Source organism: Streptomyces sp. DSM 40868 (genome assembly GCF_011820545.1).
GTDB lineage: Bacteria > Actinomycetota > Actinomycetes > Streptomycetales > Streptomycetaceae > Streptomyces > Streptomyces eurythermus.
On sequence record NZ_CP050504.1, the window covers coordinates 3983751 to 4010422 of the forward strand.

Annotated in this window: 21 protein-coding genes and 3 pseudogenes; 11 read left to right on the plus strand and 13 right to left on the minus strand. The window is 74.0% G+C overall.

Annotation, left to right across the window (positions count from 1 at the left end; all coding sequences use genetic code 11):
- Positions 1–157 precede the first annotated feature (157 nt).
- Positions 158–934: pseudogene (locus HB370_RS17960) on the plus strand (CoA-binding protein); the annotation flags it as partial.
- Positions 935–1034: 100 nt separating this feature from the next.
- Here HB370_RS17960 and HB370_RS17965 read toward each other — a convergent pair.
- Both HB370_RS17965 and HB370_RS17970 read right to left on the minus strand, forming a co-directional pair.
- Entirely contained in the window at positions 1035–2144 is a 1110-nt protein-coding gene (locus HB370_RS17965; protein ID WP_051815506.1) for a class I SAM-dependent methyltransferase, read from the minus strand.
- 100 nt (positions 2145–2244) lie between these two features.
- Positions 2245–3549, minus strand: a complete 1305-nt coding sequence (locus HB370_RS17970) for an MFS transporter (RefSeq protein ID WP_030779308.1) — start codon at positions 3547–3549, stop codon at positions 2245–2247.
- A gap of 71 nt (positions 3550–3620) precedes the next feature.
- Here HB370_RS17970 and HB370_RS17975 point away from each other — a divergent pair, with 71 nt between their 5' ends.
- The gene (locus HB370_RS17975; protein ID WP_078637437.1) at positions 3621–4667 is read left to right on the plus strand and encodes a helix-turn-helix domain-containing protein; all 1047 of its coding nucleotides are present in this window, start codon (positions 3621–3623) and stop codon (positions 4665–4667) included.
- Here HB370_RS17975 and HB370_RS17980 read toward each other — a convergent pair.
- Entirely contained in the window at positions 4548–5831 is a 1284-nt protein-coding gene (locus HB370_RS17980) for an MFS transporter (protein WP_030779314.1), read from the minus strand. The two genes, HB370_RS17975 and HB370_RS17980, sit on opposite strands and share 120 nt — an antisense overlap.
- A 137-nt stretch (positions 5832–5968) precedes the next feature.
- Here HB370_RS17980 and HB370_RS17985 point away from each other — a divergent pair.
- Positions 5969–6429 (plus strand): annotated as a pseudogene (locus tag HB370_RS17985) (cyclase family protein); the annotation flags it as partial.
- Between the two features lie 143 nt (positions 6430–6572).
- Here the strand turns inward: HB370_RS17985 and HB370_RS17990 are convergent.
- Positions 6573–7046, minus strand: a complete 474-nt coding sequence (locus tag HB370_RS17990) for an ATP-binding protein (protein WP_030779317.1) — start codon at positions 7044–7046, stop codon at positions 6573–6575.
- Positions 7047–7676: 630 nt separating this feature from the next.
- Here HB370_RS17990 and HB370_RS17995 point away from each other — a divergent pair.
- Positions 7677–7826, plus strand: coding sequence for a hypothetical protein (locus HB370_RS17995; RefSeq protein WP_157855548.1), 150 nt, complete (start codon positions 7677–7679; stop codon positions 7824–7826).
- A 216-nt stretch (positions 7827–8042) separates the two neighbouring features.
- On the plus strand, positions 8043–9575 hold the full coding sequence (locus HB370_RS18000; protein ID WP_244406034.1) for an alpha/beta hydrolase: 1533 nt from the start codon (positions 8043–8045) through the stop codon (positions 9573–9575).
- Positions 9576–9633: 58 nt separating this feature from the next.
- Here the strand turns inward: HB370_RS18000 and HB370_RS18005 are convergent.
- Positions 9634–10839: pseudogene (locus tag HB370_RS18005) on the minus strand (zf-HC2 domain-containing protein); the annotation flags it as partial.
- A gap of 240 nt (positions 10840–11079) precedes the next feature.
- The gene (locus HB370_RS18010; RefSeq protein ID WP_167512992.1) at positions 11080–11598 is read right to left on the minus strand and encodes a sigma-70 family RNA polymerase sigma factor; all 519 of its coding nucleotides are present in this window, start codon (positions 11596–11598) and stop codon (positions 11080–11082) included.
- A gap of 373 nt (positions 11599–11971) precedes the next feature.
- On the opposite strand from HB370_RS18010, the gene HB370_RS18015 reads away from it, so the two are divergent.
- Complete coding sequence (locus HB370_RS18015; protein ID WP_167512993.1) at positions 11972–12352, plus strand: STAS domain-containing protein; 381 nt, start codon at positions 11972–11974, stop codon at positions 12350–12352.
- A 188-nt stretch (positions 12353–12540) separates the two neighbouring features.
- Positions 12541–13059 (plus strand): EF-hand domain-containing protein, encoded by a 519-nt coding sequence (locus tag HB370_RS18020; protein ID WP_030779329.1) that lies wholly within the window; start codon positions 12541–12543, stop codon positions 13057–13059.
- Positions 13060–13112: 53 nt separating this feature from the next.
- Here the strand turns inward: HB370_RS18020 and purU are convergent, their stop codons facing one another.
- The gene (gene purU / locus HB370_RS18025) at positions 13113–13994 is read right to left on the minus strand and encodes a formyltetrahydrofolate deformylase (RefSeq protein WP_030779331.1); all 882 of its coding nucleotides are present in this window, start codon (positions 13992–13994) and stop codon (positions 13113–13115) included.
- Between the two features lie 46 nt (positions 13995–14040).
- Entirely contained in the window at positions 14041–14541 is a 501-nt protein-coding gene (locus tag HB370_RS18030; RefSeq protein WP_030779334.1) for a hypothetical protein, read from the minus strand.
- A gap of 117 nt (positions 14542–14658) precedes the next feature.
- On the opposite strand from HB370_RS18030, the gene HB370_RS18035 reads away from it, so the two are divergent.
- Positions 14659–15993: an ABC transporter substrate-binding protein gene (locus tag HB370_RS18035; protein WP_030779338.1), complete on the plus strand. Its 1335-nt coding sequence runs from the start codon at positions 14659–14661 to the stop codon at positions 15991–15993.
- 31 nt (positions 15994–16024) lie between these two features.
- On the opposite strand, the gene HB370_RS18040 is transcribed toward HB370_RS18035, so the two are convergent.
- Both HB370_RS18040 and HB370_RS18045 read right to left on the minus strand, forming a co-directional pair.
- On the minus strand, positions 16025–17761 hold the full coding sequence (locus tag HB370_RS18040) for a hypothetical protein (protein WP_030779341.1): 1737 nt from the start codon (positions 17759–17761) through the stop codon (positions 16025–16027).
- Between the two features lie 200 nt (positions 17762–17961).
- Entirely contained in the window at positions 17962–19347 is a 1386-nt protein-coding gene (locus HB370_RS18045) for a hypothetical protein (protein ID WP_030779343.1), read from the minus strand.
- Between the two features lie 307 nt (positions 19348–19654).
- On the opposite strand from HB370_RS18045, the gene HB370_RS18050 reads away from it, so the two are divergent.
- Positions 19655–20320, plus strand: coding sequence for a bifunctional DNA primase/polymerase (locus HB370_RS18050; RefSeq protein ID WP_030779345.1), 666 nt, complete (start codon positions 19655–19657; stop codon positions 20318–20320).
- A gap of 246 nt (positions 20321–20566) precedes the next feature.
- On the opposite strand, the gene HB370_RS18055 is transcribed toward HB370_RS18050, so the two are convergent.
- Positions 20567–21259, minus strand: a complete 693-nt coding sequence (locus HB370_RS18055; protein WP_030779347.1) for a metal-dependent transcriptional regulator — start codon at positions 21257–21259, stop codon at positions 20567–20569.
- Between the two features lie 873 nt (positions 21260–22132).
- On the opposite strand from HB370_RS18055, the gene HB370_RS18060 reads away from it, so the two are divergent.
- The gene (locus HB370_RS18060) at positions 22133–22888 is read left to right on the plus strand and encodes an SIS domain-containing protein (protein WP_030779349.1); all 756 of its coding nucleotides are present in this window, start codon (positions 22133–22135) and stop codon (positions 22886–22888) included.
- A 22-nt stretch (positions 22889–22910) separates the two neighbouring features.
- On the opposite strand, the gene HB370_RS18065 is transcribed toward HB370_RS18060, so the two are convergent.
- Complete coding sequence (locus HB370_RS18065; protein ID WP_030779351.1) at positions 22911–24299, minus strand: PAS domain-containing protein; 1389 nt, start codon at positions 24297–24299, stop codon at positions 22911–22913.
- 391 nt (positions 24300–24690) lie between these two features.
- The gene (pdxH, locus tag HB370_RS18070; RefSeq protein WP_030779353.1) at positions 24691–25377 is read right to left on the minus strand and encodes a pyridoxamine 5'-phosphate oxidase; all 687 of its coding nucleotides are present in this window, start codon (positions 25375–25377) and stop codon (positions 24691–24693) included.
- A gap of 178 nt (positions 25378–25555) precedes the next feature.
- Here pdxH and HB370_RS18075 point away from each other — a divergent pair, with 178 nt between their 5' ends.
- Entirely contained in the window at positions 25556–26656 is a 1101-nt protein-coding gene (locus HB370_RS18075; RefSeq protein WP_030779355.1) for a citrate synthase 2, read from the plus strand.
- The last annotated feature ends 16 nt before the right edge of the window (positions 26657–26672 follow it).

A 26672-nucleotide genomic window follows, 5' to 3' on the forward strand; every position in this document is an offset into this window, starting at 1 on the left:
GAAACCCGGGGTCCGACCCGGTACGAAGTCCGGTGCGAGCAGCCGCCCCGGCCGGCGCCGACAACTTTGCCCTTCCGGCCCACTCCTGACTTTTTGTCAGTTCAGTGACCTGACACCGCGTCAGTCAGTGCTGTCTCACGGGGAGGCGGCCGGAACGATGCTCGGATCGACCCACGGCACCCTCACCACCGCCTCCCGCCAGGCCCGGGTCATCGCCTGCGGCGGGCAACGGCCCGGCCCCGCCGCCCACGACCGCGTGGCGGACATCGACGTCAGCGGGTGCCCGCTGCACGCGGACGTACCCGACCTCGCCCGGCTCTTCCGGCCCGGGTCCGTCGCCGCGATCGGGGCCTCCGACGCGGAGGGGCGGCCGGACACCGGCATCACCCGGCAGCTGCTCGACTGGGCCGGCCGGGTCGGGGCCCGGGTGCACCGGTGCACCCACCCGCAGGTCCGTCTTCGGCCTGCCCTGCGTGCCCTCCGTCGCCCGGTTGCCCGAGCCGGTCGACACCAACCTCAACGCCTCCGAACGGTTCCGGGAGGACCTGACCGGGCCGGCCATCGCCCTGATCACCCAGTCCGGGCACCAGGGCCGGCCCGTCTTCGCCCTCCAGGAGCTGGGCCTCCGGCTCTCCCACTGGGCGCCCACCGGCAACGAGGCCGACCTGGAGACCGCCGACTTCCTGTCCTGGTTCGCCGAGCGGCCCGAGGTCGGCGCGATCGCCTGCTGTCTGGAGGGGCTCAAGGACGGCCGCGCCTTCCTGCTGGCCGCCGACCGGGCCGCCCGGCGCGGGTGCCGGTGGTCGCCGTGAAGGTGGGCCGGACCGAGGCCGGCGCCTCCCACACCGGCAAACTCACCGGCGCCGACGACGTGGTGGACGCGGCCCTGCGGCAGTACGGCGTGATCCGCGTCGACGCCCTGGACCAACTCCAGGTCGTCGGCCGGGTGACCGCCCTCGGCACCGACGGCACGGACCGGCCCCTGCTGTTCCACCGGGGCCGGTTCGCCCGGCTCGCCGACGACTGAGCCCCGCTCAGCGCGGTACCAGCCGCCACAGGGACGTGACCTCGGCGGCGCGGGCCGCGTGCAGCGGGTCTTGCGGATCGGCCGCCCGGGGATGGCGCGGGCGGGTGTCGATCCGGCCGGTGATCCGCAGCCCCGCCGCCTCGATCGCCGTCAGCAGGTCGGCGCGGCTGCGCAGACCGAGGTGTTCGGCCAGGTCGGAGAGGATCAGCCAGCCCTCACCGGCCGGCTCCAGATGCTCCGGAAGGCCCGCCAGGAAGGCGCTCAGCATCCTGCCCGACGGGTCGTACACCCCCTGCTCCAGCGTGGAGACGGGGCGGCCCGGCAGCCAGGGCGGGTTGCAGACGACGAGACCGGCCCGGCCGGGCGGGTAGAGGGCCGGGCCGGTGACCGTGATCCGGTCCGCCAGCCCCAGCCGGTGCGCGGTGTCCCGGGCGCAGGCCAGGGCCCGGTCGCTGATGTCCGTGCCCACCACCCGGCCGATCCCGCGCCGGGCCAGGACGGCCGCGAGGACACCGGTGCCGGTGCCGAGGTCGAAGGCGGTGCGCACGGGCGGCAGCGGGGCCCGCGCCACCAGGTCGACGTACTCTCCGCGCACCGGCGCGAAGACTCCGTAGTGCGGGTGGACACGGGCGCCCAGCGCGGGGACCTCGACACCCCGTTCCCGCCACTGGTGGGCGCCCAGGATGCCCAGCAGTTCACGCAGCGGGATCAGGCGCGGGCCCTCGGGCGGGCCGTAGGCGGCGGTGCAGGCGGCCCGGACGTCGGGGGCGCGGCGCAGGCCGAGGCCGTGGTCCGGCTCCAGCAGGACGGTGAGCCGGCCCAGCACCCGGGCGCGGTGCGCGCGGAAGCGGCGCTGGAGACGGAAGGTCTCGGCCGGCGCGGCGGCGGGCCCGGGCGCCGTCCGGTCGACGCGGCGCTCCAGGGCGCGCAGCAGACGGCGCGCGCCCTGGTAGTCGCCCCGCCACAGCAGTGCGGTGCCCTCGCAGGCGAGCCGGTAGGCGGTGGCGGCGCGGATACGGTCGTCGGCGACGACCAGGCGGCGGGGTGCGGGCAGTCCGCTCTCAGAGTGCCAGCGGGCGGGCAGGGGTTCGTCGGTGATCGGGTCGTTCGTCGGCACGGTGTGCTCCTCGGGGTGTTCCGGCGTGGGCGGGCACGAGGAACACGTCGAAGAGGACCATGCCGAGTGTCACTGAACTGTCCTTTCGCTGACGGTGGGTTCAGGATACGGCGGGTGCCACAGCCGGGGCCGCGCGCCGTATGACCAGGGACATCAGGGCGGCCGCCGCGCACAGGGTGCCGGAGGCGTACCAGACCAGGTCGTAGGAGCCGAAGACGTCCCGGGCGACGCCGCCGAGGTAGGCGACGAGGGCCGCCCCGATCTGGTGGGCGGCGAGCACCCAGCCGAAGACGATGGCGCTGTCCTCGCCGAACTGCTCGCGGCACAGGGCGAGGGTGGGCGGGACGGTGGCGACCCAGTCCAGTCCGTAGAAGATGATGAAGAAGATCATCGACGGCTTTATGGAGGGGCCGAGCAGCATCGGCAGGAAGAGCAGGGACAGTCCGCGCAGGGCGTAGTAGACGGCGAGCAGGCGGCGCGGTTCGAAGCGGTCGGTGAACCAGCCGGAGGCGATCGTGCCGGCGACGTCGAACACGCCGATGACCGCGAGCAGCGAGGCCGCCGTCGTCACGGGCATGCCGTGGTCGTGCTCGGCGGGCACGAAGTGGGTCTGCACCAGGCCGTTGGTGGAGGCACCGCAGATCGCGAAGGTGCCGGCCAGCAGCCAGAAGGTGCCGGTGCGCACGGAGCCGGACAGCACGGTGAGCGTACGCCGCGCGGCGCCGGTGACCGGCGGCGGCTTGGGCACGAACTCGCCCGCGCCGTACGGCTTCTCGCCCACGTCGGCCGGATGGTCGCGCAGCAGCAGCCAGACCAGCGGGACCACGGCCAGCGCGGTCAGCGCGACCGTGACGGCGGCGGGCCGCCAGCCGTGGTCCTCCACGACCCAGGACAGCAGCGGCAGGAAGATCAACTGGCCGGAGGCGGAGGCCGCGGTGAGGATGCCGCTGACCAGGCCGCGCCGCGCGGTGAACCAGCGGTTGGTGACCGTCGCGGCGAACGCCAGCGCCATGGAGCCGGTGCCCAGCCCCACCAGCAGACCCCAGCACAGCAGCAGTTGCCAGGCCGCCGTCATCCATACGGTCAGCAGGGAGCCGAACGCGATCACGGTGAGCGCGGCGGCGACCACCCGGCGGATGCCGAAACGATCCATCAGAGCGGCGGCGAACGGCGCGGTCAGCCCGTACAGGGCCAGGTTGACGGAGACGGCCGCGCCGATCGTGCCGCGCGACCAGCCGAACTCCTGGTGCAGCGGGTCGATGAGCAGACCGGGCAGCGAACGGAAGGCTGCCGCGCCCGTGATGGTGACGAAGGTGACGGCGGCGACGAACCAAGCGCGGTGCACTCGGCGGCGCCGGGCGGGCGGGGCCTGGACAGGGGCGGCGGCTGGGCTTGTCTGAGTCACCTCACGAGACTCCGATTCGCACGCCTGTCACATCGAGTGGCCCGAAGGACAGCCTTCGTTAGGATCGGGCCATGACCTACGAAGGCGATTTCCGCCCGCACCGGGTCGCCGTTCTCGCCCTGGACGGCCTGCTGCCCTTCGAACTGGGCATCCCGCACCGGATCTTCGGCCGGCCCCGGGACGCGCACCGCCGCCACCTGTACGAGGTCGTCACCTGCTCCGTCCGCCCGCCCGGCCGGGTCGACACGGACGCCGACTTCGCCCTCCACGTCCCGCACGGCCCGCAGACGCTGGCGACCGCCGACACGGTGATCATCCCGGCCTCGTACGAGCTGGGCCCGGTCTACGAGGAGGGCCGGCTCACCGACGAACTCGCCATCGCCCTCTCCCATGTCCGCCCCGGCACCCGGCTCGCCTCCATATGCACCGGCTCCTACGTCCTGGCCGCCGCCGGCTATCTGGACGGCCGCCCGGCCACCACGCACTGGGCCGACGCCGAACGGTTCCAGCGGATGTTCCCGAAGGTCGAGGTGGACGCCAACGTGCTGTTCATCGACGACGGCGACGTGCTGACCTCGGCCGGGGTGGCCGCCGGGATCGATCTGTGCCTGCACATGGTCCGCCGCGACTTCGGCTCGGCGGTCGCCAACGAGGTCGCCCGCATCACGGTCGTACCGCCGCACCGCGACGGCGGCCAGGCCCAGTACGTCCAGCGTCCGGTGCCCGATCCCCAGCTCGCGACGACGGCGACCGCCCGCGCCTGGGCGCTCGGCCGGCTGCACGAACCGATCCAGCTGCGGGACATGGCCGCGCAGGAGGCGATGTCGGTGCGCACCTTCACCCGGCGCTTCCGCGAGGAGGCCGGCATCAGCCCCGGCCAGTGGCTCACCCAGCAGCGCGTGGAGCGGGCCCGGCAACTGCTGGAGTCCACCGGGCTGTCGATGGACCAGGTGGCCCGGGAGTCCGGCTTCGGCACGGCCCAGTCGATGCGCCAGCACCTACAGGCCGCGCTGGGCGTCACCCCCACCGCCTACCGGCGCACCTTCCGCACCGGCACCACCACCGAGCGGCCCGGCCGCACCGGCGGCATCGGCGACAACACCGGCACCCCGCGCTGACCGGCCGACGCGTATCTCACCCCACCAGCCGACCGCCGTCAGCAGCAGGGTCAGGGCCACGCCCGCCAGGATCGCCGTCGAGGGCGTGGTGTGCGGCAGCAGGGCGCCGGCCAGCGAGCCGGTGGCCGCGTATCCGGCGCTGACGGCGGCGTACATGAGCGAGTAGCCGGCTGCCAGCGCGTGCGGCGGGAGCGCCTCGCGCAGCGACAGGTTGCGGGTGAGCAGCGCCCCGGACTGGAGCAGTCCCGCCACGGCCAGCGCCACCGCCATGCCCGGCGCCGCCGGTATCAGGGCGACCAGGCACACCGCGGCCGACATGCCCGCCATCAGCACCACGCTGCGGGTGGCGAGCCGGCCCGGCCAGGACCGCAGCCCGTACCCGAAGGCGCCGGCGGCGGAGGCCACCGACATCACCGTGAGCAGCGGGCCCGCCCAGCCGACGCCGATGCCGCGCTGTTCGAGCAGGGCGGGCAGGATCAGTTCGGCCAGCGACAGCAGGGACAGCCCGGCCGCGCCCGTGACGTACACCGGCCAGGCGCGGGCCAGCACCCGCAGCTTCGAGGCTCCCCGCCCGCCGGGCCCGTCCGGCTCCGCCGCCCAGCCCGCCGGCAGCAGCCACAGGCCCAGCGCCGCCGCTGCCATCAGGGCGGCCTCGAGCAGCAGCGGCAGGCGGGGGCCCACCCCGAGGGCGAGGCCGGTGACGGCGGCCGGGGCGACGGCCCAGACGCCGAACGTGAGCATCGACTCGACGGACAGCGCCTGGGCCGCCGCGTGCCGGGGGACCAGGGAGGTGAGCAGGGCCCGCAGCCCGCCGGACACCGCGGCGGGACCCGCCCCGGCGAGGAGGGCGAAGGCGGCGAGCAGCGCGTCGGGCGCGTCGGCGAACGTCCCGAGGCCGGCGAAGCCGACGGCGCCCGCGACCAGACCGGCGGCCAGCTGGGGACGGGCCCGGCCGGGGTCCAGGCGCATGCCGAGCACCGGGGCGCCGACGATCTCGCCGATGACGTAGGCGGCGGCCAGGGCCGCGCCCAGGGCGTAGCCGCCGGGCCGCTCGCGGGCCAGGAAGACCAGCGCCAGCGGCGCCATGGCCACCGGCATCCGGGCGCCGACGGCCACCAGGGCCCAGGTCAGGACCCGCCGGGAGACGACATCGCGGTAGCTCATGCCTCGACGGTAGGGGGCGGCACCGACAACCGCCTCCCCCATTTCCGGCGCCTGTGGACAACTCCGCCCGGCCCCTCGTCCGTTGCGCCTCCGGGACCTGACGTCCACTCACAAGCGGCCCTCAGAAGGTGAGCACCGCCCGGCCCCTGGTCTCGCGCGGGGTGCTGCTGGACGTGGCGGGGGCGCGGGACGTGGATCGGCCGGCCGGGCGCCACGCGGTGACGCCGGAAGACCTGGCGGCGGCCGAGAGTTCGGCCGGGTCCGGGTGCGGGCCGGGGACGTCGCGCTGCTGCGGACCGGGCAGGTGCGGGTGTATCCGGCCGGGGACCGGCACGGGTACGGCCATCCGTCGCCGGGGCTGTCGGTGCGCTGCCCGGTCACATGTGAGATCTTTCCGCCCGAGATCGAGAATCTGTGGCTGCCCGTGCACGCCCTGCATCTGGTGGAGATGGGCATGCCGCAGGGCCAGAACTGGAATCTCGAAGAATTGTCCACAGTCTGTGGAGAAACCGGCCGGTGCGCGTTTCCGCTGTCGGCGATGCCCGAGCCGTTCGTGGGGGCGACGGGCACGTCGGTGGCACCGGTGGCGGTCCTGTGACCGGCGGCACCGGTCCTGTGACCGACGGCACCGGCGCGTCCGCAGCGGTCCATGACCCGCGGCGCCGGTGCGCCGGTGGCCGTCTCGTGAACGGCGGCACCGGTGCGTCCGCGGCCGTCGCGCGATCGGTGGCGTCCGGGCCGCTACACCGCTTCGAAGGCGAACCCCTCGTACGCGGGCAGTCCGCACCCGTACGCCAGCGCCGCGTTCTGCCGGGGCGGTGAACAGCGGTCCAGTTCGCACCAGATGCTCTTGCCGGCGCCCTCGGGGCTCCAGCCCCAGCGGTCGGCGAGACACTCCACGAGGGCCAGGCCCCGCCCGCCGGTGGCGTCGTCGCCGGCGCACCGGGGCTGGGGCGCCCGGGTGCTGGTGTCGGCGACCTCCACCCGCACCGGGGCCGGCGCGCCGCTCCCGGCCGCCGCACCCGGCAGGCACAGCCGCAGCACGGCCGGCCGGCCGGTGTGCACCACGGCATTGGTCACCAGCTCGGAGACGAGCAGGATCAGGGTCTCGGCCAGCGGCTCGTCGGCCGTTATGCCCGACCCGGCGAGCCGCGAGCGGGCCCACCGCCTGGCCCGCCCCACCTCCGCGGGGTCGGGCCGGATCTCCAGCTGCACTCGAAGCACCTGCACCGCTCACACCATCCGAACCGGCGGACACATGACCCCGCGCCGTCCGCGCGCCACGACGTCCGCCGCGGCGACGATCACGACGAGGGCCACGATCGTAGCCATTTTCTGCATGGCCAGGACAACGACCAGAGCCGGGAGTCACGGACTGTGACTCCCTTACTGCACAGCATGGTTGACTGACAGTCACGCCAACAAGCGCTTCGGGCATATTCCCGCGTGAAGGAGTACGTATAGGGGATACTGTGCGACGCTCGTGACGCCGAGTCGAACAAACCCGGAGCGCGATCCCGCAACCACCATACGAGCAGCGGCGGGCGCAGCTTGGCCCGAAATCGCCCCGACCCGGCCCGGCCGCACAACCCGGCACCGCGCCCTCACGTCACCGGAGCGGCATGGCAACTACGAAGCGTGACGAGTCCAGGGAGGGCGTTACCGATCGTGGGCGCCGCGCTACCCAAGAATGCCACGATCGGTAACATCGATGGCCAACGCTTCACCGTCGACGGCCACGGAAACCGCCACCGGTTCAGTCCGTCAGCGCCCCGGTCAGCCGTTCCTCGCTCCACGCACTCCCCCGGCCCGCCGCGCCCGCACCGAGGCACGCTTCAGGTGCGGATGCACATCCGCCTCTCCTTCCTCCGGGCGGCGGGGCTGTCCGTGCACAAGCTGCCGGAACGGCTGGAGGTGCCGGACGGGCTGCCGCGCGACGGCACGCTGCGCAAGGTGCTCAAGTACGAGCTCCGCGAGCGGTTTTCGCCCTCCTGAGCAAGACGGCGCGCGGCCGGTCGCGGTTGTCCTCCTCCGGGACCATTCGCCCTGCCGTGTCTCCAACCCCGGGACCGGCAAGCGCGACTTCAGGGAGGATTCGCTCGACTCCCGCGCGCGCGAGGGTGGATGGGTTGCCTGTCCACCGACCCGAGGACTCCTTTCGTGCGAAGCAGTAGAACCGCCTCCCTGCTGGCGGCCGGTGCCGCCGCCGTCATGGTGCCCGTGCTTCTCCCGGCCACCGCCTCCGCCACACCGTCCGCCACCACCGATCCCCTCGGCCGGTACGTCACGCAGAAGCCGGCCTGGCACCGCTGCGACCCGGACACGCCGGCCGCCTTCCAGTGCGCCACGATCAAGGTGCCGCTCGACTACGGCCGGCCCGGCGGCCGGAAACTCGACCTCGCGATATCGAGGTGGAAGACCAGCACCAAGAAGCAGCACCGGGGCGCGCTCCTGCTCAACCCGGGCGGCCCGGGCGGCTCCGGCCTCGACATGCCGCTGTACATGGGCGGCGTACTGCCCGCGTCCGTGAAGAACACCTACGACCTCGTCGGCTTCGACCCGCGGGGTGTCGGCCAGAGCTCCCCGGTCGGCTGCGGTCTGACCGACAAGGAGCTGAACTGGGAACGCCCCTACAAGGAGGCGACGTTCGCCAAGGACGTGGCCTGGGCCCGGACCGTCGCCGAGAAGTGCCACGCCAGGCAGGGCGACAAGCTCCGCCACATCTCCACCCGCGACACCGCCCGGGACATGGACGTGATCCGTGCCGTGCTCGGCGAGAAGAAGATCTCCTACCTCGGCTACTCGTACGGCACCTACCTCGGCGCGGTCTACACGCAGATGTTCCCCCACCGCACCGACCGGTTCGTCCTGGACAGCGCCGTCGACCCGGCCCGGGTCTGGCGCGGCATGATCCAGGTCTGGGCGGAGGGCGCCGAACCCGCCTTCACCCGGTGGACCAAGTGGACCGCCGAGCGGAACTCCGCCTACCGGCTGGGCGCGACCCCCGAGGCCGTCCGCAAGACCTTCTACGACCTGGTCGCCCAGGCCGACCGCAAGCCGATCGACGTCGACGGCACGCGGATGACGGGCGACGACATCCGCCTCTCCAGCCGCGCCGTGTTCTTCAGCGTGCGGGACGCCGCCGAGTGGGTCGTCACGCTGAAGAAGGCCGCCGCGGGCACACCCGCCGGCCGGGGCCTCAAGGCCCCGGCGCCCGTCGCGCCGTCGTTCGCCCGTGCCGTGCCCGAGGACAACGGCGACGCCGCCTTCTGGTCGGTCCTCTGCGCCGACCAGCGCGACTGGCCGCGCGACCCGGAGCAGTACCGCGCCGACGCGATCCGCGACAAGAAGAAGTACCCGCTGTACGGCGACTTCGGCTCCACCATCAAGCCGTGCGCCTTCTGGAAGACCGGCGGCGAGCGCACCACCAAGGTCGACAACAAGGTCCGCGCGCTGATCCTGCAGAACGAGTGGGACTCCCAGACGCCGCTGACCAGCGGGCAGGGCCTGCGCCGTGCCATGAAGGGCGCGAAGATGGTCACCGTCGCCGGGGGTGTCGGACACGGCGTCTACGGCAACAAGTCGTGCGCCGACAAGACGGCCACCACCTACCTGACCACGGGCAAGCTGCCGTCGAAGGACATCACCTGCAAGGCCACGCCCCAGGCGGCCGAGCGCGGCAGCCTGCTCCCGCTGCCGCTCCCGGGCTCCCGGGGGCTGCCGGGTCCGGGCGGCCGTTTCTGACGCCGCTCACATCCGGCTGAGGCGCGTGCCGTTCACATCCGGCTGAGGCTCGCGCCGCTCACATCCGGCTGAGGCTCGCGGCCGCGTACAGCACGTCCCGGATCGCCCGGCGGTCGCCCTCCTGGCCCGCCGCGGCGTCCTCCGGGGACACATGGCCGGCCGCGAGCTTGCAGAACTCGACGCCGTCGAGCACCACACGGGCCACCTCCAGTTCCGCAGAGCCCCGGGCCGCCGGCGAGTCCAGCGGGATCAGCCACTCGCCTCCGGCGTCGCCCTCGATCTCCAGCCGCAGGCTGCGGCCGGGCGCGCCGGCCGGCACCAGGTGCGGGGTGTGCCGGGCCGGCTCGGACAGGCCCGCGCGGCGGCGCTCGGCGAGCACCGTCGGCAGCACGCGGGCCGCGAGCTCGATCATCCGGTGCAGATGCCGGGGCGTCGGCACCGCGTACGGGTAGTCCACCGCCTTGGCGATGTCCTCGGCGTGCACCCAGCACTCGAAGGCCCGGTCCAGCATCGCGTCGTGCAGCGGCAGCGTGAACTCGCCGTAGGACACCGGGAGTCCGCCCGTGCGGCCGCCGGTGAAGGACACCGTGCGCACCAGGGCGTGGCTCTGCTCCCGCCAGGCTCCGCGCACCGCGTGCGCCGGCGGCAGGTGCGCGGAGCGCCAATATGCCTCCGTGCGGCCGGCCGGTCCCGCCGCGGCGGCGGCCCGGGCCAGCGGGTCCGCGAGGCCGAGCGCGGCGGCGATCAGCCCGTCCACCGCGAGCAGGTGCGCTATGACCCCGGCGACGGTGGTACGGCGGCCTGCCGGGAGGTCGTTCTCGAACCAGCGCAGTTCCACCGGCGCCCGCCACTCCGCGTCCCTGAAGTCCTGGAGCAGCGCGTCCAGCCGGGCGGTCTCGGCGTCGTACGGCGCGGCCCAGTCGGGGACCGGGATGCGCGGCGGCCGGCGCCGCAGGCAGCTCTCCAGGACCCGGGTGCGCAGACCGGGGTCCAGGTCCAGGCTCTCCGGCTGGTGCAGCAGGCCGACCGCCTCGCGCAGCCGGCGGGCCTCGTCGGCGCAGGCACCGCAGCCGCCCAGGTGTTCCTCCACGGCCGCCGTCTCCGCGGCCGAGCAGGCGGTCAGCGCCCAGGCGCCGAGCAGCGACTTCAGGACGTCGTGCGACAGGTCGAGCGGCGGCACGGGTGCGAGGTCCCCCAGGTCGGCGCGGGCGGGCAGCGGAAGTCCGGTGTCCTCCACGGAGGTTCGGGGCGTCGGTATGCGCGGGCCGGGAACCGCCCCGGACCTGTCCGGCGCCCGCGGCGACACCGCCCGGCGGCCCGAAGCGCCCTCCGGAGCCGGCCGGGCCGCGGTGGCCTCCGGAGCCGGCCGGGCCGAGGTGCCCGCCGGTGCCGCCTTCCCGGTGCTCCCCGGGCTCTTCGTCGTCCCGGCGGCCGTCCGCCGCGCCGTGGGCGTTCTCGTGCGCCCCCTCGAAATCGTGCGCCCCCTCGGAGCGGTGCGGGCCGTTCACACCGCACCCCGGTATCCCGGCGGGGTGCCGGCGTCGTGGGCGGTGGCCAGGAGCTGGAGGCCGAGACGGAGCCGGCGGCGCGCCTCGTCCTCGGTGACGCCGAGGTCGGCGGCGGTCTGGCGGTAGTCGCGGCGCTGGTTGTAGGCCAGGTCGAGGGCGGCCCGCAGCGGGGCGGGCATGGAGTGGACGATGTAGTCGGCGCGGGCGGCGACCGAGGCGCGCCGCACCGTGCTCTCCCGTTCCTCGCGCAGCGGCTGCTCCAGTGCCTCCCGGTCCCGCAGCCGCTGTACGGCGACCCGCTGGGTGACCTCGGCGAGCCAGGAGCGCAGCGGGCCCTCCTTGGGGTCGTAGGTCTCGGGGTGCTCCCAGACGTGGGCGAAGACCTCGCGGGTGACGGAGTCGGCGGCCCGCTCGTCGTCCAGGACGCGGTGGGCCAGGTTGTGCACGAGGGAGGCGAACCGGTCGTACATCTCGCCGAGGGCCGCCGCCTCACCGCGGGCGAGCCGCTGTTGCATCTTGCGGTCCCACCGGGCGACAGATCGTTCCTGGCCATGCGGTCCCCTCCCCTCACCGTCTGGCGGTCACCGGGCCGGTCGGCCCCGCCTTCTCGAATGTAGTCGGCCCCTCCGACAGCGCACGCCCCTTTGTGCCAATGTGCGCCCCCGAAGCCACCTCCCGTGATAGTGCCCTCTTCACACAACCTTCACGCGAGTCACGCGCACACTTGATCAAAGACGATCGTTGATGACTGGAATAAGCCCCTTATTGATCACCCGCCGTTTGCGGCATCACGTTTCAGGGAACGGCCGCTGGGCAGCCGCGCGACAGGAAACGTAGGAACTGCTTCCGTTTCCGGGCGGTTCCGGGACATCCCGCGAGCGGAGGGGCATGGCCGTGGCATTCAAGGTGACCGGCGTCGAACAAGGCCGGTGGGCCGTGCTCCGGGTCTCCGGGGAACTGGACCTGATGACCTCGCCGGTGCTGCGCCAGCACGTGCACGACGCCGTCGCCGAGGGACACCACAGCCTCGTGGTGGACCTCTCCGACGTGTTCTTCTGCGATTCCAGCGGGGTCGGCGTGCTCATCGCCGCCCGCCGGCTGATCCGCTCCTGCCAGGGCCGGCTGCGGCTGATCCTGCCGGACCGGGGCGCCGTCGACGGCTCCCACGTCAACCGCGTCCTCGGCGCGCTCGGCGTCCGCCGCCTCTTCGACGTGCACCCCGACCTCGACTCCGCCACCACGGACGATGCCGGACCGCTGTCCGCCTGACCCCCGCCGGGTGTGACAACGTCCCGGCCGGGACACGGCGTTGTCGCGGAATTCCCCCGGTCTTGGCACAGTCGTCGGTTTTCCGCCATCCGACGGCCATCCGCGTCGTACGCTCCCAGCCAGGCCCACGGACCCGCCCGGTCCCGCGGTCCCCCCATGGACGACGCACACGTAAGGCGGCCCCCCACATGGTCAGCACCGAGTACGAACGCCGGATCGCCGCCCGGTTCGCCGGATTCGACCAGGACGGCAACGGCTACATCGACCGCGAGGACTTCAGCGCGGCGGCCAAGGCCCTGCTCGCCGAGTTCGCCGTGCCCGCCCGCTCCGCCACGGGCCAGGCGCTGTACGCCGGCGCGGAGGCGTTCTGGCAGGGCATGGCCGGCATCGCCGACCGGGACGGCGACCAGCGCATCACCCGCCAGGAGTTCGTCACCGGCGCGGTCAAGCGGCTGCGCGACAACCCCGGCCGGTTCGCCGAGATCGCCCGCCCCTTCCTGCACGCGGCTCTGGCGGTCGCCGACACGGACGCCGACGGGCGGATCACCGTCCCCGACGCCGCCCGCGTCCTGCGCGCCCTGCGCGTACCGGCCGGCCCGGCCGAAGCGGCCGCCGCCGCGCTCGACACCGACGGCGACGGAAAGATCGACGAGCGGGACGTCGTCCCGGCCTTCGCCCGCTACTTCACGGTGCCCGAGCAGGCGTGAGGGCCGCCCGGAGCACCCGGATCCGGGGGCTCAGGGCTCAGGGGTTCAGCGGCTCAGGCGAACACCACGGTCCGGCGGCCGTTGAGCAGGATGCGCCGCTCGGCGTGCCATTTGACGGCCCGCGCCAGCGCCTGGCACTCCACGTCCCGGCCGATGGCCACCAGCTGGTCCGGCGTCACACCGTGCCCGACCCGCTCGACCTCCTGCTCGATGATCGGCCCCTCGTCCAGGTCCGCGGTGACGTAGTGCGCCGTCGCGCCGATCAGCTTCACGCCCCGCGCGTGCGCCTGGTGGTACGGCTTCGCGCCCTTGAAGCTCGGCAGGAACGAGTGGTGGATGTTGATGATCCGGCCGCTGAGCTGCTTGCACAGGTCGTCCGAGAGGACCTGCATGTAGCGGGCTAGGACCACCAGTTCGACCCGCTCCTCGCGCACCAGCTCCAGCAGCGCGCCCTCGGCCTCGGGCTTGGTGTCCTTGGTGACCGGGATGTGGTGGAAGGGAATGTTGTACGAACCCACCAGCTCTTCGAAATCGGTGTGATTCGACACCACGCCGACGATCTCCACCGGAAGCGCGCCGATCCGCGCCCGGAACAGCAGGTCGTTCAGGCAGTGCCCGAACTTGCTGACCATGAGCAGGACGCGCATCTTCTCGTCGGCCCGGTGGATCTGCCAGTCCATGTGGAAGGAGTCCCCGACCGCGGCGAAGCTCGCCCGCAGCTTCTCCACCGTCACCGGAGCCTCGGCCGAGAAGTGGACGCGCATGAAGAACAGTCCCGTGTCGTGGTCGCCGAACTGCTGGCTGTCCTCGATGTTGCAACCGGTCATGAACAGGTAGCTGGACACGGCGTGCACGATGCCCTGCTTGTCCGGGCAGGAGAGCGTCAGGACGTACTGGTCGGCCGGGGCGGCGGCGGATGCGGACTGTTCTGTCATGCACTACAGGTTCCCATACCGGGCGACCCGCGCGTGCCGCCGTCCGCTAGGCGGAGCGCGTGAGGATGCGCAGGACCTCCAGGCTCTTGGGGGCCTCGTCCGGGTCGTCCCCGTCGCTCACCGACATCCGTACGTGCGCGTCCCGCGCCGCCCGCACCGCGTCCGGCCAGCCGGGGTTGTCCAGGTAGGCGGCGACCGGCGCGTCCGGGCCGACCTGGTGCATGATCCGCAGCAGCCGCAGCACGGCGGTGTCGACGAGCGCCGCCTCCTGCGAGTCGCGGAATATGGTCCCGACGTACTTCTCCGCCGACCAGTTGTCCAGCCAGGTGTCCTCCACCAGCCGGTACACGGCGTCCGTGACGTCGCCGTAGCCGTCGACCCCGGCCAGCCAGACCTCGCGCTGGAACACCGGGTCGGAGAGCATGTGCAGCGCCGAGCGCACATTGCTGCGCCACCGCCACCACGGCATGTCGTTGAGGGGCATGCCGCCCATGGTGGAGGAGCGGCGGCCGCGACGGGAAGAGTTCTCCGAACCTTGCACGGTCACCGATCGTACGTTCCGCGCCCGCCACCGCCCACCGGCCCCCGTAATTCACCTCGCCGTCACCCTTCGTTGACCAAGGGTCACTCAGGGGTTAGCGGTGTGAGGGAATCGTGCGTGTCCATGACCGGCAGGCGACGCACTCGCACCACCCCCGTTCCCGCCTCTTCCCGCTCCTCCCGCCCCGTCCGGGCCACCGTGCTCGCCGCGTGCGCCGTGGCCCTGTGCGCGTCGCTCACCGCCGCGTGCGGACTCGTCCCCGGTGCCACGGGGGGCTCCGGGGACGCCCCGGTCACGGTGATGACCTGGGCCCCGCAGGACACCGACGCGACCAACAAGCCCGGCATGCCCGCCATGGCCCTCGCCTACGCGAAGTGGGTCAACGCGCACGGCGGCATCAACGGCCGCGAGCTGAAGGTGCTGACCTGCAACGACCACAACGACAGCGTGGGCGCCGCGAAGTGCGCCAAGCGCGCCGCGGCCGAGAACGTGGTCGCCGTCGTCGGCTCCTACAGCCAGTTCGGCGACTCCTTCCTCGCCCCGCTGGAGGGCGCCGGCATCCCCTACATCGGCGGCTACGGCGTCACCAACGACGAGTTCACCGGCACCATGTCCTACCCGGTCAACGGCGGCCAGCCCGCCCTGCTGGCCGGCCTCGGCAGGGCCCTCGCGGCCGGCTGCGGCAACGTCGTCCTGGTCCGCCCCGACAGCATCGCCGGCGACCAGCTGCCCGCGCTGCTCGACTCGGGCCTCCGGGCCGGCGGGCACGCGGACGCCGGTGACCAGCTCGCCGCCGAGGACGCCACCGAGTACGGCGACCAGGCCGAACAGGCGCTGCGCCACGCGACCGCCGACCCGGCCCGCGAGGGCTGTGTGGTGCCCGCGCTCGGCGACCGCACGGACACCTTCATGGACTCCTTCCGGCGGGTCCGCGCGAACCACCCGGACGTGCGTACGGCGACCGTGCTCGGCAGCGTCGACCAGACGGTGATCAACGCCACGGGCGGGGCCTCCGGACCGTACGAGGGGGCGTACGTCACCGGCTGGTACCCGGCCGCCTCCGATCCGCGCTGGGCCCCGATGCGGAAGGTGATCAGCGAGGCGGCCTTCGACGACGACCGCATCGACCCCGCCGACGCCGGGGTGCAGACCACCTGGATCGCCTACACCGTGCTCCGGGCCGTCCTGGAGAAGATCGGCGACGGCGAGGTGAGCGCCGACGCCGTGCGGCGCACCCTCAACGACGGGCTGCGGGTCTCCACCGGCGGCCTCACCCCCACCCTGAGCTGGCCCTACGCGGGCAGGCTCGCCGCGGTCGGCTTCCCGCGGCTGGTCAACGCCGACGTCACCCTCCAGGTGGTCCGGGGCGGCCGGCTGGTCGCGGCCGGACAGCGCGTCGGCGACAAGAAGGGGGTCGCCGACATGACCCCGGTCCTGGCGCGGGCCGAGGTGCCCTGACGGGCCCCGGCGCCGGGGCCCGCCCAGGGCGTCACAGCTGGGTGGGCTGGCGCTGGGTCAGACCGTACTGCCGGGCGATGGCGTTCCACAGCGGGGCCGCCTTGCCCTTCTGCTCGGTCGCGGTCTTGCTCTCCCGGTTGCCCGCCTGGGTCTCGCCGGTGGAGCGGGCCTGCCCCTTGTGGCAGCCCTTGCGCCCCTTGACCTGGTCGGCCCAGGCCGCGTAGTGGTTGTCGGCCGCGGCGGACGCCTGCCAGGCCCTGGTCAGGGCGTCCCTGAGGTGGCCCTGGGAGTGCAGCTTGTCCGTGGGCAGCTTGTTCAGCCGGGTGACCAGCTCACCGCGCTGCCGGGCCGCGTCCCGCAGGTCGGCCGCGGCCTGGTCGAGGTTGTCGCACTTGCGGACGTCGGCCACCGCCTGGATCACCGCGGCCCGGCTGCTGCCGCTGTCCGCGAGCAGCTTGTCCAGCTCCACCGCCTGCTGCCGGGCGGGGTCGGCGCTGGGCGAGGCGGAGGCGGAGTCCGTACCGGCCGGGGACGCGGCCACGACCGGCGTGTCGTCCCCGCCCGCGTCCTTGCCGTCGCCGCCGCCGGCGCTGAGCAGGGCGCCGGCGCCCACGCCGACCACGATCAGGCCGACCGCGGCGGCGGCGATCAGCGGCACCCGCGACCGGCCGCCGCGCCGCCCGCCGCCGTCGTCCGGCCCGTGGTCGTACGACGGCTGCGCCGGGCGGTACGCGGACGGCTCCGGGCCGGGGTAGGCGTCCGGCCGCTGGACGGCCGGGAGCTGCTGGGTGGAGCCGGCCGGGCCGTCGTCGCCCGCGGGGCTCCCGCGGAAGAGGTTGTCGAACTCGGCGGGCGGCTGCCGGTCCGCGGCCGGCACCGGCGCCTGGATCTGCGTCTCGGCGGCGTAGGGCGGGATGTACTGCGTGGCCTCCGCGTCGGCGGGCGCGGGCCCCGGCTGCCGGGGCGTCCGGCCGAGGTAGCGGGTCTCCTCGGCGCCCGACTCCGGCGGGAGCGCGCCGGAGGCCACCGGCGGGATGTACTGGGTGGCCGCCTCGTCACCGGGGCCGGCGGGACCCGCGGCGACCGGCGGGATGTACTGCGTGGCGCCGTCGGCCGGGGCGGCCTGCACGGGCGGTATGTACTGGGTGGCGCCCTCGTCGGCGCCGCCCCGGGCGGTGACCGGCGGGAGGTACTGCGTCGCGGCGTCGGCCGGCGGCGGCAGCGGGGCGCCCGCGGCGGACGGCATCGGCGCGGCGGGCGACGCCGGATACGGCTGCCCCGGGTACGGCTGCTGGTTCTGCTGGGGCTGGTACGGCTGCTGGGGCTGTTGTCCCGGATACGGCTGCTGGGACTGCTGTCCCTGGTACGGCTGCTGGTACGGGTCGGGCGCGCCGTAGCCGGGCTGCGGGGGCGTGCCGTAGGCGCCGGGGCCGGCGGCCTGGGAGTCGCCGTAGCCGGGGGCCTGGCCGCCGTACGACGGGGCCGGGGCGCCCTCGGGGGGCAGCGGGCCGGGGCCCGCGGCGGACGGGGGCTGCTGTCCGGGGCCGGTCCACTGCTGGGCCGCCGCCGGGGGCCAGCCCTGGCCCGGCGGGGGCGTCTGCTGCCCGGGGCCCCAGGAACCGTCCCAGGACTGTCCGCCGGCCGGGGCGGCGGGCTCGGGCGGCGCGGTCGTGCCCGGCAGCAGGGGCTCGCCTCCGTCCGAGGGCAGCACGATGCCTTCGCGCGCGGGCCGCGCCGAGGGCTCCTCGCCCTGTCCACTCTGCGTCACCGGGACTCCTACTAATGGGGGACCTTGTGAATCGTCGGCACACGCTACCGGGTCCCCCGAGCCGGGTGCCACGCAGCTCAGGACGTGATCTGCCGTGCTGTGACGGCGATAACAGGGCCGGCCCCGCGGCGCGTCGCGCACGGCACCCGGCGTCCACCGGGTGCCGTTCCCGTGCGTTCACCTTGCCGCGAGGCCGTTGTTCACGCGGCCTGCTGGAGTTCGAGGCGGGCCCCGAACTCCCGTACCACCGCCTCCTCCCGGAACGGCTCCAGGCGCTGCTGGAGGTCGTCCAGATACTCGGCGCCCCGGTTGGAGCGCAGTGTCTCCAGCAACTCCACCGCTCTCAGGCCGGTGTTGCAGGCCTGCTCGATCTCGCGCTGCTGCACCTGGGCGGTGGCGAGCAGCACATAGCCGATGGCGCGGCGGCGGGCCCGGGAGGCGGGGTGCCCGGCCAGCGACTGCTCGGCGTACCGAGCCGCCTGCTCGGGCTGCCCGAGGTCGCGGTGGCAGTGCGCCAACTCGTCAGCCAGATACGCCTGGTCGAAGTGCGCGATCCACGCCGGGTCGTCACCGTCGGCGGCGTCGGCGCGTTCCAGCGCGGCCACCGCGCGCCCGCCGGCCGCCTGTGCCGAGCGGGCGTCGCCGAGCAGGGCGTGCCCGCGCGCCTCGGCGGCGTGGAACATCGCCTCCGCGCGCGGGGTGACATGCCCGCGCGCGCCCTCCTGCGCCGCCCGCGCCAACTGGGCGATCTCGCGCGGGTTCCCGAGCTGCGCGGCGAGGTGGCTCATGGAGGCGGCCAGGACGTACCCGCCGTACCCGCGGTCACCGGCGGCCTGGGCGAGGCGCAGCGACTGGATGTAGTACCGCTGGGCCAGGCCCGGCTGGCCGGTGTCCACCGCCATGTACCCGGCCAGTTCGGTCAACCGGGCGACGGTGGCGAAGAGTTCTCGGCCGACCGCCTCCCGGTAGGAGCCCGCGAGCAGCCCGGACACCACGCTGTTGAGGTAGTGCACGACGACCGGGCGGACGTGTCCGCTGCCGTACTGGTGGTCGAGGTCCACCAGCGCCTGGGTCATGGACCGCACGGCGGCCACGTCGGACTGGCCCACGCGCGGGCCCGCCTGCCGGGCCACCTGGGTGTCCGGCGCCGAGATCAGCCAGTCCCGGCTGGGCTCGACCAGCGCGGAGGCGGCGACGGAGGAGCCGGACAGGAAGTCCCGGCGCCCCACGTCGCTGCGCCACAGCTCGCAGACCTGCTCGATGGCTCCCAGTACCGTCGGCGAGAACTGGAGGCCGACCCCCGAGGCGAGGTTCTTGCCGTTGGCCATGCCGATCTCGTCGATCGTGACCGTCCGGCCGAGCTTGCGCCCGAGCGCCTCGGCGATGATCGCCGGGGCCCTGCCCCGCGGCTGCTGTCCGCGCAGCCAGCGGGCCACGGACGTCTTGTCGTAGCGCAGGTCGAGGCCGTGCTCGGCGCCGCACATGTTGACCCGCCGGGCCAGCCCGGCGTTCGAGCACCCCGCTTCCTGGATGAGTGCTTGCAGCCGTTCGTTCGGCTGCCTCGCCACGAGAGGCCTTGCGGCCATGTGTGTACCCCCTGCGTTGCGGTCCCCTTGGAGCGTGTTGTCCGACCCTGCGGAGCCCGCGGCTCCGTCCCGGTCGGTCCGGTCGGGACGATCACTGCCCAGTAGACATACCGTCAATGCGCGACATATGCGGTTTGCCGGAAGTAATGGAGGATGCCGGCCCACTCCCTGGCTACCCCGCCCACGCCCGGCTTCCTCGCGCGCGCCCCCGACCGTGCCTCCATGCGCCCCGACCGCCGGAACGATGCTCCTCCCCGCGCGCGCCCCGGGGCCGTAACTCCAGGTGGACAGGGGAGTTGAGAGGAGCGTGGAAGAGACGATCGCGGGCGCCGAGAACACGCAGATGGCCGGTCAGATTCCGCGGCAGCGCGGGACATCGCTGCTGGAGACCGCCGTACGCTACGCCGAGGAGCGGCACTGGGACGTGGTGCCGGGCACCTGGCTGGAGACCGCCGGCGGCACGCAGCGCTGCTCTTGTGGTGAGGCCGCCTGCCCCGCGCCGGGCGCGCACCCCGCGCGCCCCGACTGGGCGACCCAGGCGACCGGCAGTGCGACCGTCGCGCGCCGGATGTGGCAGCAGCAGCCGGCGGCGTCGATCCTGCTGCCGACGGGCCGGACGTTCGAGGCGCTGTCCGTCCCGGAGAGCGCCGGCTTCCTGGCGCTCGCCCGGATGGAGCGGATGGAGCTGACGCTCGGTCCGGTCACGCTGACCCCGGACCGGCGGATGCAGTTCTTCGTGCTGCCGGGGGCCTCCGCGAAGGTGGCCGACCTGGTGCGGCGGCTGGGCTGGTCGCTGCCGTCACTGGACGTGGTGGCGCTGGGAGAGGGCGCGTACGTGGCGGCGCCGCCCACCCGGTTCGGGTCCCGGGGCGCCGTGCAGTGGGCCCGCCGCCCGACCCCGGCGAACCGCTGGCTGCCGGACGTGGAGGAACTGATCTCTCCGCTGGCCTACGCCTGCGGAAGGGACCGCTGACCCGTTCCCCTGTCGAACACGCGCCCTGAAACTCCCTTTTCGCGGTCAACACCCCTCATATGAGTGACACCGCGCGATGAATGATCGCCGTGTGTGAGGGGATCTTCCTGGCAGGAGGCGGACCGCTCGGGGAAAAGCCGGTCCGAGGGGGATGACCCTGAGAGCTCGGGGCTCCGGGTCAGCACCAGGGGAGGACAGGCCCCGGCGCCACAAGGCGCCGGGGCCCCTGCTCGTACCGGACCGGGCTCAGCGCTTGGCCACGAACACATGGGAGGCGACGTCCGCCTCCAGCTCGGCCGCCTCGCCGCCGCTGCCCACGAGCACACCGCCGGGCGACTCGGTCACGCTCACCACCGAGCCGGGCTGCACGCCCGCCCGCCGCAGCGTGTACATCAGCTGGGCGTCCGTCTGGATCGGCTCCCCGATACGGCGTACGACGACCGTCTTGCCGTCCGTGCCCGCGTCCAGGTCGGCCAGCGAGACCATTCCCTCGTACAGGAACGGGTCGGCGCCGTCCTTCTCGCCCAGCTCCTCCAGGCCCGGGATGGGGTTGCCGTACGGCGACTCGGTGGGGTGCCGCAGCAGCTCCAGCACGCGCCGCTCCACGGCCTCGCTCATCACGTGCTCCCAGCGGCAGGCCTCCGCGTGCACCTGCTCCCACTCCAGCCCGATCACGTCGACGAGCAGGCACTCGGCCAGGCGGTGCTTGCGCATCACGCGCGTCGCCAGCCGGCGTCCCTCCTCCGTGAGCTCCAGGTGCCGGTCGCTGGCCACGGACACCAGGCCGTCGCGCTCCATGCGCGCCACCGTCTGGCTCACCGTCGGCCCGCTCTGGTCCAGCCGCTCCGCGATGCGGGCGCGCATGGGGACGACGCCTTCCTCTTCGAGTTCGAGGATGGTGCGGAGATACATCTCCGTGGTGTCGATCAGTCCGGACATACGTGCCCCTCGATTACCTCTGCCGGCAGCCCGGCGCGTGCGCGGCCCCCCTGTACGTCAATTCTGCCGGATCCCACTGACAACCGGGCTGCACCAGGGAAACGGGGCTGTTCGAAGGGGGCACGGGCCGTTGTTGGAGACGAGCGCGCGGGGCGGTCGCGCCCACGCGGGCCGATCGTAGCGCGGCACCGTCCCCGGCGCCGGGTCCCGGCCACCCGGCCGACCACGGGCACGGGGACGCGGGTCGCCCCCGCGAAGCCACCTCCGGGTCCGGGCCCGGGACCGGACGCCGTCGCGCGGGGCGGCCGTCGGGTGGGGCGGAGGGCGCCGGTCGCCGACCGCGCGGGGCGGCCGTCGGACAGCGGACGCGTGGGGCGGGCACCCAGCGTGCGGAAGGCGCTGCTCCCGCCCCCCCCGGGCGCGGGCGGGCACGGGGGGCGGGAACGGTCGCCTCCGCGCGGGACACGACGCGGGACGGCCGGGGCCGTCCCGGCGGGGAGAGCCGTCGTACGCCGATGCGAGCCCACGACCAGTCGCCCGCACACAGGGCAACGCGCCGGACGACCAGGGCCGCCCCGACAGGCGGTGCCGTCATACGCCGATGCGGCCCCACGACCAGTCACCCGCACCCAGGCCAACGCGCCAGACGACCAAGGCCGCCCCGACAGGCGGTGCCGTCATACGCCGATGCGGCCCCACGACCAGTCGCCCGCACACAGACCAACGCGCCGGACGACCAGGGCCGCCCCGACAGGCGGTGCCGTCGGGCACCGTCGTGGGTCCCCGTCGGGCGCGTGCTCCCGGCCGTATTGACACCGCGATGGTCCAGACCGCACCGTGATCCGCGACACAGACGCTGCGAAGGGGCACCGCATGAGCGACGGCACGCCTGCCGACCTGTTCTTCGACGCCGCCATCGGACTGCTGCAACGGGTCCGCGACGAGGAGGCCGAGGCGATCGCCACGGCCGGCGCCCTGCTCGCCGACACCGTCGCGGCCGGCGGCCGCCTGTTCGCGTTCGGCGCCGGGCACTCCTCGCTGGCCGCCCAGGACGTCGTCTACCGCGCGGGCGGCCTGGCCCTGATGAACCTGCTCGCCGTCCCCGGAGTCGTCGGCGTCGACGTCACCCCGGCCACCCTCGGCTCCGCCCTCGAACGGGTCGACGGCCTGGCCGGTGCCGTCCTGGACACCTCACCGGTGCGCGCCGGGGACACCCTGGTGATCGTCTCCCTGTCCGGCCGCAACGCCCTGCCCGTGGAGATGGCCCTGGGCGCCCGCGCCCGCGGTCTGAAGGTCATCGGCGTGACGTCGGTGGCGTACGCCGCCGAGACCTCGTCCCGGCACGCCTCCGGCACCTTCCTGAAGGACCACTGCGACATCGTCCTGGACTCCAAGATCGCCGTGGGGGACGCGGAACTCACCCTGGACACCATCCCGGCGCCCTTCGCGCCCGCCTCCACGGTCGTCACCACCGCGCTGCTCCAGGCCGTCATGGCGACCACCGCCGCCGCCCTCGCCGACCGCGGCATCGAGCCGCCGCTGCTGCGCTCCGGCAACGTCGACGGCGGGCACGAGTGGAACGGCCGGGTGATGGCGCAGTACGGCGACCGGATCTTCTACCGCCGCTGACCCCCGGCCCACCCGGGGTGGCCTACCCGCGTACGGCCTCCGCCAGGTCCAGGGCCGCCGCGATCCGTACGGCGACGTCCTCGGCGTAGGCCGTGTCGGCGCGCTCGAAGCGGCTGCGGCCGGCGCCGCGCAGGAAGGTCAGCACGCCCAGTGTCCGCCCCCGGCTGCGCAGCACCGCGCAGAGCGCGTGCACGGCGTCGTCGGGCCACTGCCGCTCGAGCGCCCACTCGCGGGCCCGCTCGGCCGGCACCTCGCCGGCCTCCGCGCGCACGGTCCCGGCGCGCCGCACGCACTGCCGCGCCGGGTGGTCCTCCGGGTAGCGCACGGGCAGTCCGGCCGCGCCCGTCAGCAGGCTCGGGCCCGGCGCCCCGGCGGGCGTGGCGGCGAGCCGGACCAGCCGGACCGGCTCCGTGTCGCCCTCGCCCCGCGCGCTCGGGCCGTCCGTCAGCCGGTCGACCAGGGCGTGGTCGGCGAACCCGGCGAGGGCGAAGTCCAGATGGACGGTGGCCGCCTCCACCGGGTCCTCGCACTCGGCGGCGGCCCGGGCCGCGCGGTGCAGCTGGTTGGAGCGGAACCGCAGCAGGGCCGCCTCCTGCTGGTCCTGCCTGGCCTCGGTGACGTCCTGGAACAGCCAGCCGACGCCGAGCGGCACCGGCTCCTCGGCGAGCGGCGAGGCCAGCCGCAGGAACCCGTTGCGCCAGCAGCGGCGCCGTTCGCCCTCGGGTGTGCGCACGACGACCCACATCTCGGCGGGGGCGGGCGGCGCGCCTTCGGCCAGGACGTGCGTCAGCGCGGCCTCCAACTCCTCGGCGCCCTGCGCGAGCAGCTCGCCGAGCGGGCGGCCCAGCGCCGAGGTCCGTCCGACGCCCAGGGCCCGTGCCGCGTAGGCGTTGACCACGGCGGGCCGCAGATCGGCGTCGACGAGGACGACCCCCCAGGCGGCGTCCTCGAACAGCGCCTCGCTCAGCGCGATGGACCGCTCCAGGTCGATCTGCGCGTGCACCTCGCTGAACGCGCAGTACACCCCCGCCGGTTTCCCGTCGGGCCCGCGCACGGCGGCCGACTGGGTGCGGACGAGGATCCGCCCGCCGTCCTTGGTCACCAGCGCGAACTCGTGCACCTGACGGCCCGGCGCGTGCATCGCCGACATCAGCCGGGCCTGCACCTCCTCGGCGTCGGCGCTGCGCACCGCCCACCCGGCGAACCCGCGCCGCCCGACGGCCTCGGCGGCCGTCCAGCCGAGGATCCGCTCGGCCTCGCGGTTCCAGTGCGTGACGACCCCGTCGGCGTCGAACGCGCACAGCGCCGCGTCCATCCCGTCGAGCAGTGCGGCCAGCAGGTCGGAGCCCGGCTCACCCGGCTCGTCCGGCCCCAGCTCGTCCGTGGCCCCACTCCGCCGCGAAGCACTCACCTGGACCCCCTGGAAACTGCCTGCGCGCCTGTGCATACGGCGCCCGGTTCCCTCACCGGCCTTCATTCAACTGGAACGTGACCCAGCCCACACCCTGTTCCCGCAAGAAAAAACAGTTGAGTGCGTCCCGGGTGCTTCCTAGGCTGTCGGTACACGAGAAGGGAGGTGGTTCGGCAGATGTATGACAACCGGACGCGTGAGGTGGCTGCGGGCTAGCGGCCCGACACCACAGCATGTGCGGTGCCGGACCAGCGTGTGAGAGATGCGCGCAGCCGGCCCAATCCCAAGCAGTCACCCGACCCGCGGGCTGCCGGTACGTCCGGCCGGCTCCTCCTCGGAGGAACCCAGCCCGCGGGTCGTCTGCGTTTCCCGCGTACGTCGCCCCTGGGGGTCAGGGGCTGAGGCGCTCCACCGTCCAGGTGCCGTCCGGCCGGGCGGTGTACCGCAGCCGGTCGTGGAGGCGGTTGGCGCGGCCCTGCCAGAACTCGACCGTCTCCGGGGTGATCCGGAAACCGCCCCAGTGCGGGGGCACCGGGACCTGTTCGCCCTCCGGGTAGCGCGCCTCCAGTTCGGCGTAGGCCGTGTCCAGTTCCGAGCGGGAGGCGATCACCGTGGACTGGGCGCTGGCCCAGGCGCCCAGCTGGGAGCCGTGCGGGCGGGTGCGGAAGTAGGCGGCGGTCTCGTCGCGGCCGGTGCGCCGGGCGGTGCCGGTGACGATGACCTGGCGGGCCAGCGGGTGCCAGGGGAAGAGCAGCGAGACGTGCGGGTTCCCGGCGAGGTCGAGCGCCTTGCGCGAGCCGTAGTTGGTGTAGAAGACGAAGCCCTCGGTGTCGTACTGCTTCAGCAGGACCGTGCGGGCGCTGGGTCGGCCGGCCGCGTCCACCGTGGAGACGACCATGGCGTTGGGCTCGTAGAGCGTGCCGTGCAGCGCGGCCCGGGCGGCGTCCTCGAACCAGCGGGCGAACTGGTCCATCGGATGGGTGGCGAGGTCTTCCTCGGCGAGGCCGTCGGCCCGGTACTGCTTGCGCATGGCAGCGGGGTCGAGAACGGGGTCCGGAAGCGGGTCGCGATCGGTCACGCGGTCATCTTGCCGTATAGAACGGGTATGGCACTCGGTGTCGTGTGGTCTCCCCAACCGTGACACCGGGCGTTATCGTGCTGCTCCCTTTGCGGTTGGGTTGACCATGGGTGACCGTCGTCGGCGCGCCGAGGCATCACCGGGATGACCGCCGCCCCACTTCACGAGGAGCCGCCTGATGTCCGATTTCGTACCCGGACTCGAAGGAGTCGTCGCGTTCGAGACGGAGATCGCCGAACCGGACAAGGAGGGCGGCGCCCTGCGCTACCGGGGCGTCGACATCGAGGACCTGGTCGGTCACGTCTCGTTCGGCAACGTGTGGGGGCTGCTGGTCGACGGCGCCTTCAACCCCGGTCTGCCGCCCGCCGAACCGTTCCCGATCCCGGTGCACTCCGGTGACATCCGGGTGGACGTGCAGTCGGCCCTCGCCATGCTCGCCCCCGTGTGGGGCCTCAAGCCGCTGCTCGACATCGACGAACGCCAGGCCCGCGACGACCTGGCCCGGGCCGCGGTCATGGCCCTGTCCTACGTCGCCCAGTCCGCGCGCGGGCAGGGCCTGCCGATGGTGCCGCAGCGGGAGATCGACAAGGCGGCCTCGGTGGTGGAGCGGTTCATGATCCGCTGGCGGGGCGAGCCGGACCCCAAGCACGTCGCGGCCGTCGACGCCTACTGGACCTCGGCCGCCGAACACGGCATGAACGCCTCCACCTTCACCGCCCGGGTCATCGCCTCCACGGGCGCCGATGTCGCCGCCGCGCTGTCGGGCGCGGTGGGCGCGATGTCCGGTCCGCTGCACGGCGGCGCGCCCTCCCGGGTGCTCGGCATGATCGAGGAGATCGAGCGCACCGGCGACGCGCAGGCGTACGTCAAGGGGGCCCTGGACCGGGGCGAGCGGCTGATGGGCTTCGGGCACCGGGTCTACCGGGCCGAGGACCCGCGGGCCCGGGTGCTGCGGCGCACGGCGCGGGAGCTGGGGGCGCCGCGGTTCGAGGTGGCCGAGGCGCTGGAGAAGGCCGCGCTGGAGGAGCTGCACAACCGGCGGCCGGACCGGGTGCTGGCCACGAACGTGGAGTTCTGGGCGGCGATCGTGCTGGACTTCGCCGAGGTGCCGGCGCACATGTTCACCTCCATGTTCACGTGCGCCCGCACCGCGGGGTGGTCCGCGCACATCCTCGAGCAGAAGCGCACCGGACGGCTGGTGCGGCCCTCCGCCCGGTATGTGGGGCCGGGGCCGCGCAGCCCCCGGGACATCCAGGGGTACGCGGACATCGCCCACTGAGCCGCGGCCCCCGGCC